Genomic DNA, 17,219 nt, shown 5'->3' on the forward strand with positions numbered 1-17,219 from the left:
CGCTTGAATTCGGAGGCACTCGAAAAACTCTGTTGGAATCATTTTCCCAGAGGAATCTATGTCGGTCCACCCTACACAAACATTGAGTCTTTCCCAGTATCTGATCGAGGAACAACTCAAGTTACCCCAGGCTACAGGGGATTTTACGGCTCTTATGAGTCACTTAGTTTACGCGGCAAAAATCGTTTCCAGAGAGGTTCGTAAGGCCGGTCTTTTGGAAAACATTCTCGGTTCCACCGAAGTCGTAAACGTCCAAGGCGAAACCCAGATGAAACTGGACGAGTATGCGGACAAGGTATTCAATCACACACTGACCCGATCCGGTCACCTTTGTATTTTAGGAAGTGAAGAACACGAGGAAACCGTTCCCGTTCCGAACGGTTATAAAATCGGTAAATATACGATCGCAATCGATCCGCTCGACGGCTCCTCGAACATAGACGCGAACGTTTCCATCGGTACGATCTTTTCCGTTCATCTTAGAAAAAGTCCGGGAGGAACTCCGGGAACGTTAGGCGATCTTCTGCAAGCCGGTTCCGGTCAAAGAGCCGCCGGTTACGTTTTATACGGATCTTCTACGATGCTCGTACTTTGTACGGGAAAAGGAGTTTCCGGTTTTACGCTCGATCCTTCTTGCGGAGAATTCATTCTTTCTCATCCCGAAATGCAAATGCCCGAGACCGGCGGAATTTATTCCATCAACGAAGGGAATTACAACTATTGGTCCGATGAAGTGAAGAATTATATCCGGGACATCAAGTCCATCGAAGGCGGCCGCAAACCTCAATCGGGCCGATATATCGGTTCCTTGGTTGCGGACTTTCATCGAAACCTTTTGAAAGGCGGAATCTTTCTTTATCCGAACGATACGAAATCCACGAAATATCCGAACGGTAAATTAAGACTTCTTTATGAAGCGGCTCCGATGGCGTTTATCGCGGAACAAGCGGGCGGTATGGCGGTTACGGTTTACGGAGAACGAATTTTGGATCTCACTCCAAAAGAACTTCACGAACGTACGACCCTTGTTGTGGGAAGTAAAAAGGAAGTGGAACACTTTTTAAAGTTCGCTCCGAAAAAACCGTAACGATCGTCTGCAACGCTTCGAGTTCGTACAAGTTTGATCTCGTTCTAGCAACGAATCTTTTTTACTGCGCGCTCGGATCGAAGATCGGAATTCTCAAAGTGAATCGGGTAAATTGCCCCGGTTCACTTTCCAATCTCAAACTTCCTCCGTGTTCGTTCGCAATTCCCAAACTCACGGACAATCCGAGTCCGGTTCCTTTATCAGCCGCCTTCGTCGTGAAGAACGTTTTAAAAACCGATTTTTGAATTTCGAAGGGAATTCCCGTTCCGAAATCACAAACGTTGAACTCCGCGAATTTCTTTTGTTGATCTTCCACAACGTCGACTTCGAGAAGAATTCTTTTTCCCTCGTCGTATTCGGGAAACTTTTGATTGAGACTGTCTACGGAGTTGTTGACTAAGTTCACCAAAATCTGAAGGATCTGCCCTTCTCTGCATTGAATCGTATAACCAGGATCCACATTTTTCCAACCGACTTCGATTCGATTCATTTTAAAGATCTGTTGTGTGATCGATTCCAGTTTGATTAGAATTTCGGAAACGTCGACGGGATGAAGCGATCCCTTATCGTCTCTGGAAAAACGAAGAAGATTTTTCATGATCGTTGAAATACGAGCGCTTTCGTCCCGAATTTTAACGGCTAATTGTTTCGACTTATTCGGATCGACGTCTCCCCTTGCGATCATCGCCGCGTATTCGGAAATGGCGAGCAACGGATTGTTGATTTCGTGCGCGAGGGTTCCGGCCATCATTCCCATCGCTTCCAGTTTTTGACTTTGTCTCAACTGTTCCTCGAGTTCGTATCTTTCCTTCTCCGCCTTTATGCGCAATTCATGATCTTCTAATTCGTGTAAGGCTCTTTGAACCGCGGGAAGAAGTTTTTCGATTCTATCCTTCAACACGTAGTCGGTCGCGCCCATCGTAAGGGTTTGAATCGCCGCGTCTTCTCCATAGGTTCCCGAAACGAAGATGAACGGGGTTCCGGGGCAGATTTTTTTCGCGACCTTGAGGGCTGAGAATCCGTCGTATTTCGGAAGACTGAAATCGGATAAGATCAAATGCGGTTTTTGTTCGAGAATCGCCTGCGAAAAACTTTCCGAATCGCTCGCATGAATCGGATAATAGTCGATCTTAGCTCGATTCAATTGTCTTTGGATCAGCTCCAAGTCGACCAACGAATCTTCTAAGAAAAGAAATTTCCATTTATTCATTCTCTATACCGTTCTCTTTTTTTGAGTTTTCGGAAAGTTTAGGAAGGGTGAAAGAAAACTTGGAGCCTTCGTTCAAAGCGCCTTCCGCGAATACCTCTCCACCGTGACGTTGTACGATTCTTGCGACGATCGCCAAACCGACTCCCGTGCCTTCGAATTCTTCCTGGGTATGAAGTCTTTGAAAAACTTTAAACAATCGATTCGAATACGCCTTGTTGAAGCCGACTCCGTTGTCCTCGACACAATAGGAATTGTACCCGTCCACTTGTTTGCAGCCGATCTTGATTACCGGTTGATCCTTCGTCGAAGAATACTTCGCTGCGTTGGAAATCAAATTCATCCAAACCTGTTTCAGCGCGGCCCCGTCCGCAAGTGCGTTCGGGAGATCGGCAACTTGAAAGGAATATTTCTTTTGAGAATAATTCTGCAGAACGACCGCGATCACTTCTTTAACCATGTTGTTCATGTCCACGACGCGAGTGACGATTTCGATCTTGGAAACTCTGTGAAAGTTGAGAAGGTCTTGGATCAGACTGTTCATATAAACCACGTTTTTTTGAACGATCTTCAGCAATCGAACGGCTTCGGGATCCATCGAACTTTCGAAGTCTTCAATAATAATATTCAAGAAACCTTCTATACCTCGGATCGGAGCGCGAAGATCGTGCGAGACGGAATAACTAAACGATTCCATGTCCTTGTTCGCGGTTTCCAAGGTTTCGATCGATTTTTTCAACATCGCAAAGTTACGCACTCGTACGATCAATTCCTCCGGAGTGAACGGCTTGATGAGATAATCCTGCGCTCCTTCCTGCAAAAGTTTGACCCTGAAATTCTGATCGGATTTGGCGCTTAAGAATAGTATATAAGTTCCTTCGAGTTCGGGATTCTTCCTGATTTCGCGAACCATCTGATCTCCGCTGAGAACGGGCATCATGATATCCGTAACGATGATATCCGGTTTTTCTCGAAGCGCTTTTTCCAAACCCTGTTTCCCGTCCGAAGCGACCACAAGATTGAACTCGGAGGATAACGTATCGAAGATATACTTTCTCATTTCGGAATTGTCTTCGACGATCAAAACCTTAGGGCGATTGTAGAACGCGTTGGATTCGTCGGTTTCGATTCTTCTTTTTTTGAGTTCGAAAATATCGCTCATCAATGCGGGGGTCAGTTCCTCCATCTCCGCGGCTTGTTTGTTTTCTTCGATCTGATACGGAGCATAAATCGGGATCTGAACCTTAAACAAAGCTCCTCCCAAAAGAGAATCAAAAACTCCGATCGAACCTAAATGCAGATTTACGAATTCTTTGGCGATCGCAAGTCCGAGACCGGTTCCTCCGAACGACCTCGAATCTCCCTCTTCTCCCTGTCTGAATTTTTCGAAGATCTGTTCCCGCAGACGTTCGGGAACTCCGGGTCCGCTGTCGGCGACAAAGATGGAAGCCAACGCTCCTTCCATTTTCAAAGAACAATGAATCTTTCCCGAATCGGGAACGAACTTAAACGCGTTCGAGATCAGATTCAAAACGATTCTTTCCACTTTGGAAACGTCTATCTGAGCGGGAAAACTTTCGGGAATGTTCAGAACCAAATCTATGTTTCTTTCCTTCGCGACCGAATCGAAATGTGCGGCGATGTATTGAATCAGCTTGGCAAGGTCCGCGTTCGAATATTCCAAAGCCATCTTTCCCGCTTCCAACTTGGAAAGATCAAGCAGATCGTTTACGTGTTTTAAAAGAGTATAAGAATTTCTTTCGATCGTTTCCAAAAACGTACGTTGTGTCCCGGAAAGTCTTTGATCCTTTAACATGGTCCGAGTCGGTCCTATGATCAAGGTCAAAGGAGTTCTGAGCTCGTGACTGACATTGGCAAAGAATTGAGATTTGAGTTGATCCATTTCAAAAAGTCTTTTGTAGACTTCTTGGATCTCGTTTTCCCTTTGTGTAAGTTCTTCGTTGAGCCGGAGCAAGTCCTTGTTGGATTTCTGAATCTCCTGTGCCCTTTGATAGATTTCGGTTTCCATCGTGGCCGTGAGTGTTCGCAGTTCTTCGGTGACCTTGTTCTGTTCCGTGCCCATGTTTTTGAGTCGGACGAACTCCGTGACTTCTTCGGCTCTATGGATGATATAAAGAACCTCTCCTTTCTTGTTCAATAAGGGAGAATTCATCGGGCTCCAATATTTTTCCTCGAAGCCTCCGCCCTCCGATTCGGGTCGCCTAACGTCGTATTTTTGAACGGCCATCGTATTGGGAATCTTATCCTTCAAAACGATATTCAAGGAAGCTCTGAGATTGCTGACTCCGTCCGCGTTCGGATCGGAAGGATTATCGGGAAAAACTTCGAAAATTCCTTTTCCAACGATTTCGTTTCTTTTGGTTTTTGTGGCTTGGAGATATGCGTCGGTTACTGCGGCGATTCTAAAATCGGGCAAAAGAATTAGATAAAGTCCGGACAATGACTCGAAGATGAGTCTGTATTCTCCTAGTTCTAAATCGACGCTTTTTACCATAAATTTCTAATTCCGTTGGGGAATCGTATCGAAATAGCATTCGCTTTGAATTCGAATTACGAGGACATACAATTATCAAAGTTCAAATGGATTTTCAAATGCTTTTTGTTGAAATTTACAATTAGACTCGTTTTATAAAAGTATAACATAAATACCGATAAAGAGACGGGCTTTTTCAAAGGTAATTCTCAAAATATTTCGGATTTTCCCTTCTCGGAAGAATTTTTTAGAAAGAATTTATTGCCAGCGCCTTCTATATTCTCCGTACACTTCGTTAAAACGGATTCTTCGTCGCGGAATGTTCATTCCGTTTCTTGAATGCGACTAAATTCGAGAAACTTACAGTATACTAGGCTAGTATACTGCCCAACAATTGGAAAGTATATGAATACATTATAAAATTGGAGAATTCTAAAGTAGCAATCGAGAGAAAAACGGAGAATTAGTCCGAAAAAACGAGAATGCGGAAATTATTCTGCGTTATTTAGTCAATTTCTTGCACGTCGGTTTCCGCGAGAATTTTTCTTCGTTTGCCTAAGGATTCCTTTAAACTTAAAAAATCGGAGAGAACGAAAATGATCGTGATAAAGGATAAAATCGCCTCTAAGATCACGAGAACTTCGGCGCTTGTGCTTTCCGGAACGATTTTAATGATTCCTATGTTCGTAAAAATCATCAGACTGAAGTAGAAGAACTTAAAGGACAAAAGAAACGGAGTGATCTCGTTCGGAATACCGGAAAACGATTTCGGATCGACTCGATACAAACAAAAGTAATCGAATCCGAAGGAAACGATGATAACTCCGATATTCACCGCGATAAATACAAGAAATTCGTAATATTGAAGATCCAAACCGGAAAGTTCCGAAATCTTTCGAAACCCTTTGATAAAAAAATAGATCGATTTGATTCCAGCCAAACCCACGATCAAAAAATGAATGTTGATCGCGGTAAACTCGCTTTCATCCAGATAAACGATCGTCAAACCGAGTACAATGACCGCGGCGTATTCCACAAGAATCTTGAGTATGTTGCGAATGACGTATCGATCGATATACATGGATCAGATCGCCACCTTTTTGTAGAAGATTCTTTTGGTGATCTCGGCAACGGTCACATACAAAACGATGATTCCCACGAGCAGAGCCAAAAATTCCGGAGGAAGAGGAACCAATCCGAACAAACCTGCGATCGGCGTATAAGGAATCGTGATCGTAAGAAACACAACGGAGAGCGTCGTTAAGAACAAAGGAGTTCCCGGTCTGCTTGTAAAAAAAGCGTTTCTCGTTCGGATCACAAGAACGATGAGCGAAGCCGATACGACGGATTCTATAAACCAACCCGTTCTAAACTGATCGTGATCTACGCGTAAGATCCACTGTAAAACTCCGAAGGTCAGATAATCGAAGAAGGAACTTACCATTCCGAACACGACCATAAATTTTCGAATCGCTCCTATGTCCCAGCGTTTCGGGGTGGAAATCATTTCCGTATCGACCCGATCGGTTGCGATCGTCATCTCGGGAAAGTCCGTCAAAAAATTAGTGAGTAGAATTTGTTTCGGCAACAAGGGTAAGAATGGAAGAAAGAGGGAAACTCCCGCCATGCTGAACATATTTCCGAAGTTGGCGCTCGTCGCCATAAATACGTATTTCAGCGTGTTTGCGAACGTGGTTCTACCTTCCTTCACTCCGTCGACTAAAACTTCCAAATCCTTTTCCAACAATACGAGATCGGCGGCGTTCTTCGCTACATCCACCGCTTTTTCCACGGAAATTCCGACGTCCGCGGAATGAAGAGCGGATACGTCGTTGATTCCGTCTCCGATATATCCGACCACGTTTCCCGCTTTCTTCAATGCGATGATGATTCTTTCTTTGCTGTTGGGTTCGACTTCCGCAAAAACGTCCACCTCTCCCACTTTTTGAATCAAGGCTTCGTTGCTCATCGTTTCCAGTTCGGGACCGCAAAGAGTATTCGAATTTTCTAATCCGATTCGGGAACAAAGACTGCTCGCCACAAAACGATTGTCTCCCGTGATTACTTTCAGCGATACGCCTAAGTTTTTCAGATTGGATACTGTGAGTTCTACGTTCTTCTTCGGAGGATCGAAAAAGGAAAGAAGTCCTAGAAAAACCATATTCTCCTCTTCCGATTTTTCGATTTTGGAGTTCGTTCCGATTTCCTTGATCGCGATTCCTAAAATTCGATTTCCTTGTTTTCCCAAATCCTCATATTTGCGGAGAATCTGGTCCTTCACTTTTTCGATTTCTATTTGAGAACCGTCGGACGATCTTGCAAAATTACAAATTTCTAATACGTTGACGAGGGCTCCTTTTGTGATCATTCTATGCCCGCCGGAATGGGCAACGAGGATGCTCAGTCTTTTTCGTAAGAAGTCGTACGGAATTTCGTCCTTTTTGACAAAGCCGGAGATGTCGAAGTTCAAATCGGTTCGAATCGATTGATCGATCGCGTTTACGAAACCGGTTTCAAAGGAAGCGTTTAAAAACGCGTTCAATGCGACATCCTCGTTCTCGTTTCCGTAAATATCGAGGGAGGATTGAATTTTTACGATTCCTTCCGTTAGTGTTCCGGTTTTATCCGAACAGATGATGTTCATGTTTCCGAAATTTTCGATCGCGGCAAGTCGCTTAACAATTACCTTTTTCTCCGCCATTCTTTTGGCGCCGTGGGAAAGATTGATGCTGATGATCGCAGGCAGAAGTTGCGGGGTTAGACCGACCGCCAAGGCCAAGGAGAAAAGAAAGGATTCCAACACGGGTTTATGAAGAAACACGTTCACGACAAAGATCGCGATGACCAAAAGAAGAGTAACGTGAAGCAGAAAGAATCCGAACTTACGAACTCCGGCCTCGAATTCGGTTTCCATCGGACGCAGTTTCAAACGTTCCGAAATTTTTCCGAACTCGGTTTCCTTTCCGGTTTTTACGACGAGTGCCTTTCCTTCTCCGCTGACTACGTGTGTTCCCATCCAAAGAGAATTGGTTCTTTTGGATAAGGGAGAATCTTCTTTGACGGTCTCGATGAATTTTTCTGCCGCGAAGGTTTCACCCGTGAGAGTCGCTTCGTTGACGAATAGATCTTTGGATTCGAGAAGAATACAATCCGCAGGAATGATATCGCCCGCGCTCAATCTCAAAACGTCGCCGGGTACGACTTCTTCCAAAGGAATTTCCTTTAGGGAAGAATCCCGAAACACGCCGACTCGGATTTGAACCATGGCTAAGAGTTTGCTTACGGCGTTCATCGCCCCTCTTTCCTGCCAAAAGCCGAGGATACCGCTGACGAAAACGATTCCTAAGATGATGATCGCATCGGTTGAATCCCGAACGACGATGGAAAGTCCGGCCGCAAAAAACAAAAGAAGAATGATCGGGCTTTTAAACTGGGAAAAAAACAAACCGATCGAAGAGGATTGTTTTTTGGTGGAAAGTCGATTCTCCCCAAAACGGGAAAGACGATTCTTTGCCTCGACCTCCGATATTCCGTTCGGTTTTGAATCCAATCGGTCGAGGCATTCTTCCCGAGTCAGACTCCAAAAGTGTGCGGTTTCTTGACCATTCCTTTTTTCTTTCATTCTGGAGTCGAACCTCTTTGGTTTAAATTCGTTTTATTTTTTCCAGGGAACCAGCGCTCTTACTTCGAGGTTTCTCAGATACAAACCGCCCCATATAAAGAATCCTAAATATACGGGAAATAGAATATGACTGAGCCAGGGATTTAAGATTCGAACGTGGGATGCGACCGCTCCGCCCAAGTATCCGGTCAATAAGATCGCGCCGAGAACGGAAGTTTTGGGAAACGCGTATAACAGAGTGCAGACGATGAGGGTGGTGCCGAGCCAAGGCATTACACTATTGGGATACGCGAGTTTGGCCGCGTCCTCCATGGCTTCTTTGGGCATATAATCGAGGAAGAATTTTCCGACTCCGTCCATGAGCAGGAATGCGATCGCGAGTCCGCTTAAAATTCTTCCGGTCCAGAGTTGACCTTTTGAAACGGTTTGTGATTCCATAAAAATCTCCTTTGCACGTTTTGTCGCGCTCAAAGGTTAAAAGAACTTAGATCCGATTCAACCATTAAACTTACGGAAGAATCGGATTCAAACGGAGATCGAAAAAAATTATTTTCTGCGGATCACTTCTTTTTTCAATTCTTCCTTAACCGCGTCTCGGGTGCTTCCGACCTTGTTTTTCAATTCCAAAGAATAATGGATTTGAAACTTGGTCACGACCGGTTTCTCCTCGGAATGTTCCATGGACCAACGGGTTACGTCGTTCTGAACGATTTTCGCGAGGTCGTTGATACGCGGAACCCTCGTGTTAAAACGAATCGTTTCGAACGCTCCCGTATTTCCGTTTAACACGACGATGATGATTCCGTCGTCCACGAAATTGATCTTATTAAAACGAACCAATTCTTCACTGATGAGCGCGTCCCCGCCCTTATCCACTTTTCTTTTAATGTATTTGGATCCTCTCAGCTGACGCAACTGATAACCGTCGCTCGTGATATGAACGCGGAAATATTCCAACGGATCCTTGGAAGGTTTTAAAAAAGCCGCGGGATCGCCCGTGTTCAGAGAAACCTCTCTTCCTTCTTCGTCTAAAACGACCTCGTTGTCTCCCGCGGGATTGGGAACCGACTCGTATTTTACGCTTTCCCCTTCGACGGTTTTTGTGGTCGAGGAACAGGATAAAACGAATAAACTCAGACTCACCGCGATCCAAAGGACCGCGTTTTGAACGGTGGATTTTGATTTAAGGAACGACATTGATTCTTAATTCTCCGAAACTGATTTCTTGGTAAAAAATTCGATTGAAGCGGGAAAACTCGCGTATTATTTGTCTTTTAGCATATTATAACATTTGAATAAAGATCGTAGCCAATCCGAGAAAGCAGAAAAACCCGAAGACGTCCGTAAACGTCGTCACGAAAATCGAGGACGCGATCGCTGGATCGATTCCCAACACCCGCAACAACAACGGGATCGAGGTTCCGATCACGGCGGCGATCACTAAGTTCGCCTGCAAGGCCATAAACATAACCATAGAAAGGGTGAAATTGCCCGTGAAAAGATATACGATGATTCCTGCCGTTACGCCCACCATAAAACCGTTCAGCAAACCGACAAGACCTTCCTTTCGAATCGCCGATTTCCAGTTTCCCGTAGAAAGATCTCCGGTCGCCAGATTTCGTACGATCAAGGTGATGGATTGAGTTCCCGCGTTCCCGCCCATACCGGCGACGATCGGCATCAGAGAAGCGAGTAACACGTATTTTTCGATCGTAGCTCCGAAGAAGGAAACTACGGAAGCCGCGAGAGACGCGGTTCCCAAATTGATCAAAAGCCAGACCATTCTTCTTCTTGCAGAAGTAAGAACGGAGGAGGATAACTTTTCCTCTTCGGAAACCCCTCCCAAACGGAGAATATCCTCCGATGCCTCTTCGTGGACGATATCCAAGATGTCGTCCACGGTGATTCTTCCCAAAATTCTTCCGAGATCGTCCACGACCGCGGCGGAAACCAAATCGTATTTTCGGAAGATCTTCGCGACCTCTTCCTGATCGGTGTCGTAGTGAATGGATGTGAACCCGGTTTTCATCAAACGATGAACCTTGGTGTTCAAAGGAGCGAGAAACAAATTCTTCAGTTTTACGTATCCCTTAAGTACGTTGTCCTCGTCCGTGATGTATAAATGATAGATGTCGTCCGTTTCTTTTGCGATCTTTCTGAGTTTGATGATCGCCTTTCTCACCGTGTCGGTTTCGACCGCGGACGCGAAGACGGTATTCATCAAACGACCGGCGGTGTATTCCCGAAAGGTAAGTTGTTTTCTGACTTGGGAAGAATCTTCCTCGTCGATCGAGTTTAAGATCTCTTCCGCCTTTTCTCTCGGAAATTCGGAGATGAGGTTGGAGAGTTCGTCCGTTTCCAAGTTCTCCAAGATCGGAGAAATTTCTTTCATCTGAAAACGGGAAATCAAATCCGCTTGGAACTCTTCGTCGAACTCGACCAAGATCGAACTCTGCAGTTCCGAATCGCATCGTTTGAATACGTAGAACGCTTCGTCCTCTTCGAGTTTTTCCAAAACCTCGGCGATATCCGCGGGGTGATTGAGTTTGAGAAAACGATCCAAAAAAACGTTTTCTCCGGCTTTGATTTTTTCGGAGAAGAATTCGATCCATTCCAAAGAAGAAGGATTCGCTTTTTCCGAAAATAGGCTTTGGCTGATTCCTTTTTCTTCCATAAAAATTCTCCCCAAGAAACGGCTCCAGAGAACAGGATTGAAAACTTGACAGACCGATCAATGAATTTCCAGACGAGGCTTAAAAAAGGAGTTTTTCATTTGACCCGGTCGTACACTGCTCAATCGTAGAAAGAAGGTGCAACTAAGATGAAACCGTTTCTGAAATCCTTTCTTTTTATTTCCCTTTGTCTGATTCTTTCCGTAAACTCGGTTTCCGCCGATGCGTTCTATTATCCTTGGGAATACAACAAGGTGTATAACGAGAAGATCGCCTTGGAAATCGAATTGGATTCCTTGAGAACCCGATATAGAAACGAAACCGAGAATTCCAAAAAGGAACGTTTGGAATTCGATTCCAAAATCCGTTCTTTGGAAGAATTGCTCGCAAGAGAAAAAGAATTCAGGGCCAAGGACAACGATCTTTCCGAAGAAAAACTCAAAGCGTTGGAGAATCAGATCGCGGTTCTCAAAGCGAAAAGTTCCAATAAGGAAAAGGAACTGATCGAAGAAAACGAAAGACAGGCTCGTAAGTTCCGGGAACTTCTCGAAAATCTAAAGGAAGAATTGGAACGGGAAAGAGCGGCTTGTCAGAAAAAGACGGAAGCCCTTCAGAAAGAATACGAAAAAAAGATCGCCGATTTGGAAGCGAGAATTCTTTCCTTAAACGACGAAATTTCCAAACTGAAAAATCTTTCCGAAAACCAAAAGAAAGAACTCGATCGTCTCGCGGATCAAGCGAACGAACTGGAAAACAAACTTACGGACGAAATCAAAAAGGGTCAGATCCGTTTGAAACGGTTTCACAACCGTCTCGTCATCAATATCGACGATAAGATCTCCTTCGATTCCGGCTCGGCCGATTTGAAAAAGCAGATTCTTCCGGCGCTCGATAAGATCAAAGAAATTCTCGGAAATTATCCGGGCAATCTCATCATCATCGAAGGACACACGGATAACATTCCGATTCGAACCAAAAAATTTGCGGACAACTGGCAGCTTTCCGGCGAACGCGCGTTATCCGTTCTTCATTACTTTTTGGAAAGTAAGAATTTGGATCCGAGAAACTACTCCCTCGCCGGTTACGGAGAATTTCAACCGATCGTATCCAACGATACGCCCGAAAACAGAGCGCTCAACCGAAGAGTGGACATCGTAGTCGTTCCGCGTTGATGGACGATTTTTTTCAACTTCATCACGTAGAAAGAAGTCAGGAGAAAGGTCTGAAAAGATCGATTTTTCTGGCGATCCTCGTTTCGCTTTGTATCTTCTTTGTCGAACTTTTCGGAGGAATTCAAAGCGGAAGTATCGCCCTTCTCGCGGACGCGGGTCATATCATCACGGATGCGATCGCCTTGTCCTTGTCGTTTATCGCTGTGATTTTGGCTTCGAGAAAACCGAATCACAGATTTTCCTTCGGTTATTATAGAATCGAAATCCTCACGTCGCTCTTGAATTCGATTTTGATTTTCGGAATTTCGTTTTATATTTTCTACGAAGCCCTGGAACGATTTCAAAATCAAAAAGAGATCCTGAGTTTTCAGATGGTCTTTTACAGTTCCTTGGGAATCGTTTTGAATCTTCTCAGCGCTTGGATCTTATTTCGGTTTAGCAGCGAGAATATCAACATCAAGTCTGCATACGTTCACGTTTTGAGCGATCTTCTTTCCACGGCGGGAGTTCTGATCGGTTCGATTCTCATTTACTTTACAAATTGGAACTGGATCGATCCATTGATTTCTGTTTTGATTTCTGTTTTGATTCTTCGTTCCGCTTGGGGAATCTTTAAGGAAAGTCTTTCCGTTCTTTTGGAATCCTCTCCGCAAACATTCGAAATTCCTCATATTCTCGAACATATCCGAAAGATCGAAGGAATTCTCGGGATTTTGGATTATCATTTTTGGGCGATCACGAGAGGGGTTCACGCCTGCACGTTGAGAATTTCGGTAAACGATCTTAAGAATTCGAACGAGATCGTGTTTCAGTGTAATCGGATTTTAAAATCGGAATTCGGAATCGATTTCGTTACGGTTCAATGTGAACTTTCGGATTTGACCCGAAGGATCGGAGATTTACCCGTTTTGGATTCTCACGGAACACACGACCATCACGGTCACGGACATCATCACCATCACTAAAAAACTTTTCGATCCGAGGTTTAGAATTTCCTCTTAAGAAATGAAAATACGCCCGCTGTTTGGCGACGCTCGAAAGAAATTCGCGTTCGAAAACTCAGCGCAAAGATCGGATCTTTCTTAAAATATTTTTTTGATAAATCGGAGTTTTTCCGGGATGAATCGAATAAAACAAACCGATATCCGGAAATAGGTTCGTCAATTCCACCCCACTCACAAGATCCGTCAGCCAAGAATAGATCAAATCCAAAGCCGTTTCGTATCCGTACGGATGATTTTCGTCGATTCTAAAATCGGGATCAGTGTCCTTTCTGCGGGAAAGCTCCAGTATTTTAGAATATAATAATTGCTGAATGTCTAATATATTCCCCACGGTTTTCGAGTCCGCGGAATCCTTTTTTTCGCGCAAAAGGGTCCGAAGGATCAGTTCCACATAACCGCAAAAAAGCGCGGAAGCGGACAACATTTCGGAAAGATGGATTTCCGGCGCCCAACCGTGGTAGTTCATAAAGATCAGATTCTTCAGCGGAAGGGAAACGGATTCGCCTTTCAATCTGCAATGAGTGGCTTCTTTCGCGTATTCAAGATCGAAAATTTCTATTTCCAATCCGGGAGTTTCCCGATCCAAATAAATCACGTCGAAGGTTTCAAAAGAAGATTTTGCCACGACCAAAAAGCCGTTGCAATTCGCGCCGTTCGTCAAAAAGGATTTGGAAAGATCCAAAACGATTCGGTCGTTTTCAATTTTGTAACTCGTGCGGATATTGGAGATTCTTCCCTTCCAACCCGATTCGCTGACTCCCATCGAAATGATGTTTTTTCCGGATGCGACTTCCTTTAAAAGTTGGGAGCCGATTTCAACGGCTTCTTTTTTACTCGGAAGAGGATTGTTTTCTCTTTCGTTTACAAAACCTTCCGATACGAATTTCAAAATTCTACCGGCCACGTTGGTCTGAGCCATGATCGCGATTCCGAGTCCGATTCCCCTCGGATAAGAACCGAGCGCGTAGATTTTTTTGTGAAACTCTTCGAAGGAGCCGCCCGCGATCGCTTGAAAGTAACCCTCTTCCACTAAATACGGAAGCGCGTCTTTGAATACGCTTCTAAATTCTTCCTTGGGAACGGAAGTTAGGAATTCCTTCAGACTCATAATACCTCCGCCAACTTTTTCTTGTCGGAAGCAAAGACTTTCTTAAGATATTGACCCGTATAGGAATTTTTTATTTTTGCGACTTCTTTCGGGGTGCCTTCCGCGATCACGAGACCGCCTCCGTCTCCGCCTTCGGGTCCCATGTCCACGATCCAATCGGCTTGTTTGATTACGTCCAAGTTGTGTTCGATTACGATCATCGAATTTCCGCGATCTACGAGAGTGTGCAGAACCTCGGAAAGATGTCTAACGTCTTCGAAGTGAAGTCCCGTGGTCGGTTCGTCGAGAATATACAACGTTTTTCCCGTGGGACGTTTGGAAAGTTCCGTGGCGAGTTTGATTCTTTGCGCTTCCCCGCCCGAAAATGTGGTCGCGGGTTGACCGAGTCGAATATAACCGAGACCGACTTCCAAAAGTGTTTCGAGTTTTCGTTTTACGATCGGTATGTTTTCGAAAAAGTCGTTCGCGTCTTCTACGGTCATTTCGAGAACGTCGAAGATATTCTTCCCTTTATAACGAACTTCTAATGTTTCTTGGTTGTAACGTTTTCCTTTGCAGACTTCGCAGGTCACGTAAACGTCCGGCAAGAAGTGCATTTCTATCTTGAGAATTCCGTCGCCTTCGCAGGTCTCGCATCTTCCGCCGCTTACGTTAAAGCTGAATCTTCCCGGTCCGTATCCTCGAAGTTTCGCTTCTTCCAAACCGGCGAACATTTCCCGAATCGGCGTGAAAAGTCCCGTGTAAGTCGCCGGATTGGAGCGAGGAGTTCTTCCGATCGGAGACTGATCGATGTTGATGATCTTATCGATGTTTTCAAAACCTTTGATCGTTTTGTGTTTGCCCGCCAAGGTTTTCATCTTCATCACTTTGTGAGCCGCGGCGTTGTAAAGAATGTCGTTGATCAAGGTCGATTTGCCGGAACCGGAAACGCCCGTAACGACGACTAACTTTCCGAGAGGAATGTTTACGTCTATGTTCTTGAGATTGTTTTCTTTCGCTCCGACGATCTGCAGTTGATTTCCGTTTCCGTCCCTGAGTTTTGCGGGAATCGGGACGCTCAGTCTTCCCGAAAGATATTTTCCGGTCAGAGAATTTTTATGATTGGCGACTTCGGTCGGAGTTCCCGCACAAACCACGGAACCTCCGTGAACTCCCGCTCCCGGTCCCATGTCGATCAACCAATCGGATTCTTCCATGGTTTCCTGATCGTGTTCTACGACTAACACGGTATTGCCGAGGTCGCGCAGGTTTTTCAAAGTGGAAACGAGTTTTGTATTGTCCCTTTGGTGCAAACCGATCGAAGGTTCGTCGAGAATGTAAAGAACTCCCATCAATCTCGATCCGATCTGAGTCGCGAGACGGATTCTTTGCGCTTCTCCGCCCGACAAGGAACCTGCGCTTCTTTCCATCGTAAGATAACCGACTCCGACGTCGTTTAAAAAGGAAAGTCTCTGGAGAATCTCCTTTAAGATCGGTTTTGCGATCACTTCTTCCGCGCCGCTGACCTTTAGATTCTGTACGAAGTTCAAAGCCTTTTCGATGGAATACGAAGTGAATTCGTCCACGGGAACGTTATGCACCTTTACGGAAAGACTTTCCCGCTTCAGACGTTTGCCCTTGCAGGAAGGACAAGGATGATTGGTCATATACGATTCGAACCATTGACGCATGGAATCCGATTTGGTTTCCTTGTATCTTCGTTGCAGATTGGGAATCACACCCTCGTATTCTTTGGTGAATTCGTAATGAGAGTTCGCGCCCCGAAAATCGTATTCGATTTTGATTTTCTTATCACCGTAAAGAATCGTTTGTCTCGTTTTTTCGGGGAGATCCTTCCACGGAGTGTTCATCTTGAACTTTAAAGAATCGGATAGGGACTTGAGAGTCGCCATAAACCAAAAGCCGTTGCTCTTGGAACCGGCCCAGGCTTCGATACAACCGTCTACAAGAGAAAGTTCCGGATCGTTTACCAAAAGATCCTCGTCGAATTCCAACAAACTTCCGAGACCGTCGCAGGTCTCGCAGGCTCCATACGGAGAATTGAAGGAAAACATTCTAGGTGAAAGTTCGGTAAATCCGATATCGTGTCCGTTCGGACAAGCCATCTTTTGGGAAAGAATATGATCCTTGGAACCGTCGTCCAAAATCACAAGCCCTTCGGATTGTTTGAGAGCGGTTTCTACGGAATCGGCGAGTCTGCTTCGGATTCCGTCCTTCATCACGATTCGATCGACGACGATCTCGATGGAGGTTTTAAAATTTTTCTTCAGTACGATTTCTTCGTCGAGGGTGCGGATTTCACCGTTGATTCTCACCCGATTGAAGCCGTCCTTGCGGATTTTGTCGAGAACGTCCTTGTGCTCCCCTTTTTTACCCGCGATGACGGGCGCGAGAATTTGAAGTTTGGTTCCTTGCGGAAACGCGAGAACCCGCGCGGTGATTTGATCGATGGACATGGATTGGATCGGAGTTCCACATTCGGGACAATGCGGTTTTCCGACACGCGCATACAAAAGTCGGAGATAATCGTAAATTTCCGTAACTGTTCCGACGGTGGATCTCGGGTTTCGATGCGTCGTTTTTTGTTCGATGGAAATTGCGGGAGAAAGACCCTCGATCAGATCCAAATCGGGTTTTTCCATCTGACCCAAAAATTGTCTGGCGTATGCGGACAAACTTTCCACATACCTTCTTTGACCTTCCGCATAGATCGTATCAAAAGCGAGGGAAGATTTGCCCGAACCCGATAAACCCGTAATGACAACGAGCTTGTCTCTCGGAATATCCACGTTGATATTCTTAAGATTGTGCTCTCTCGCTCCTCGAATCCGAATTTCCTGCAATGAAATACCC

The 17,219-nt window shown here is 45.0% G+C and carries 12 protein-coding genes; 3 read left to right on the plus strand and 9 right to left on the minus strand.

Going from position 1 to position 17,219, the window contains the following annotated elements; all coding sequences use genetic code 11:
• Window positions 1-58: 58 nt before the first annotated feature.
• On the plus strand, window positions 59-1,087 hold the full coding sequence (gene fbp, locus LEP1GSC052_RS05560; RefSeq protein ID WP_020986656.1) for a class 1 fructose-bisphosphatase: 1,029 nt from the start codon (window positions 59-61) through the stop codon (window positions 1,085-1,087).
• A gap of 61 nt (window positions 1,088-1,148) precedes the next feature.
• Here fbp and lvrB read toward each other — a convergent pair whose 3' ends face one another.
• The 7 genes from lvrB to mgtE all read right to left on the minus strand — a co-directional run bounded on the left by lvrB (window position 1,149) and on the right by mgtE (window position 11,084).
• On the minus strand, window positions 1,149-2,297 hold the full coding sequence (lvrB, locus tag LEP1GSC052_RS05565) for a hybrid histidine kinase/response regulator LvrB (protein WP_010574826.1): 1,149 nt from the start codon (window positions 2,295-2,297) through the stop codon (window positions 1,149-1,151).
• On the minus strand, window positions 2,290-4,809 hold the full coding sequence (gene lvrA / locus LEP1GSC052_RS05570) for a hybrid histidine kinase/response regulator LvrA (RefSeq protein ID WP_010574827.1): 2,520 nt from the start codon (window positions 4,807-4,809) through the stop codon (window positions 2,290-2,292). The genes lvrB and lvrA overlap by 8 nt, the downstream gene beginning before the upstream one ends.
• 484 nt (window positions 4,810-5,293) lie before the next feature.
• Entirely contained in the window at window positions 5,294-5,869 is a 576-nt protein-coding gene (locus tag LEP1GSC052_RS05575; protein WP_010574828.1) for a hypothetical protein, read from the minus strand.
• 3 nt (window positions 5,870-5,872) lie between these two features.
• Window positions 5,873-8,410 carry a magnesium-translocating P-type ATPase gene (mgtA, locus tag LEP1GSC052_RS05580; RefSeq protein WP_010574829.1) on the minus strand — a complete coding sequence of 846 codons (2,538 nt, stop codon included), beginning with the start codon at window positions 8,408-8,410 and terminating at the stop codon, window positions 5,873-5,875.
• Window positions 8,411-8,443: 33 nt separating this feature from the next.
• Entirely contained in the window at window positions 8,444-8,848 is a 405-nt protein-coding gene (locus LEP1GSC052_RS05585) for a DoxX family protein (RefSeq protein WP_010574830.1), read from the minus strand.
• Window positions 8,849-8,956: 108 nt separating this feature from the next.
• On the minus strand, window positions 8,957-9,607 hold the full coding sequence (locus LEP1GSC052_RS05590; RefSeq protein ID WP_010574831.1) for an LA_2219 family laminin/E-cadherin/plasminogen-binding protein: 651 nt from the start codon (window positions 9,605-9,607) through the stop codon (window positions 8,957-8,959).
• A gap of 85 nt (window positions 9,608-9,692) precedes the next feature.
• Window positions 9,693-11,084, minus strand: a complete 1,392-nt coding sequence (gene mgtE / locus LEP1GSC052_RS05595; RefSeq protein WP_010574832.1) for a magnesium transporter — start codon at window positions 11,082-11,084, stop codon at window positions 9,693-9,695.
• 147 nt (window positions 11,085-11,231) lie between these two features.
• Between mgtE and LEP1GSC052_RS05600 the strand changes: the two genes are divergently transcribed.
• Both LEP1GSC052_RS05600 and LEP1GSC052_RS05605 read left to right on the plus strand, forming a co-directional pair.
• Window positions 11,232-12,254: an OmpA family protein gene (locus LEP1GSC052_RS05600; protein ID WP_010574833.1), complete on the plus strand. Its 1,023-nt coding sequence runs from the start codon at window positions 11,232-11,234 to the stop codon at window positions 12,252-12,254.
• Window positions 12,254-13,219, plus strand: coding sequence for a cation diffusion facilitator family transporter (locus tag LEP1GSC052_RS05605; protein WP_010574834.1), 966 nt, complete (start codon window positions 12,254-12,256; stop codon window positions 13,217-13,219). Before LEP1GSC052_RS05600 ends, LEP1GSC052_RS05605 begins: the two co-directional genes overlap by 1 nt.
• A 94-nt stretch (window positions 13,220-13,313) precedes the next feature.
• Here the strand turns inward: LEP1GSC052_RS05605 and LEP1GSC052_RS05610 are convergent, their stop codons facing one another.
• A complete protein-coding gene (locus LEP1GSC052_RS05610) occupies window positions 13,314-14,366 on the minus strand; it encodes an acyl-CoA dehydrogenase family protein (RefSeq protein ID WP_010574835.1) in 1,053 nt (350 codons plus the stop codon).
• Window positions 14,363-17,209, minus strand: a complete 2,847-nt coding sequence (gene uvrA / locus LEP1GSC052_RS05615) for an excinuclease ABC subunit UvrA (protein ID WP_020986153.1) — start codon at window positions 17,207-17,209, stop codon at window positions 14,363-14,365. The genes LEP1GSC052_RS05610 and uvrA overlap by 4 nt, the downstream gene beginning before the upstream one ends.
• Window positions 17,210-17,219: the final 10 nt, after the last annotated feature.

It is taken from the genome of Leptospira kmetyi serovar Malaysia str. Bejo-Iso9 (assembly GCF_000243735.2).
Taxonomy (GTDB): Bacteria; Spirochaetota; Leptospiria; order Leptospirales; family Leptospiraceae; genus Leptospira; species Leptospira kmetyi.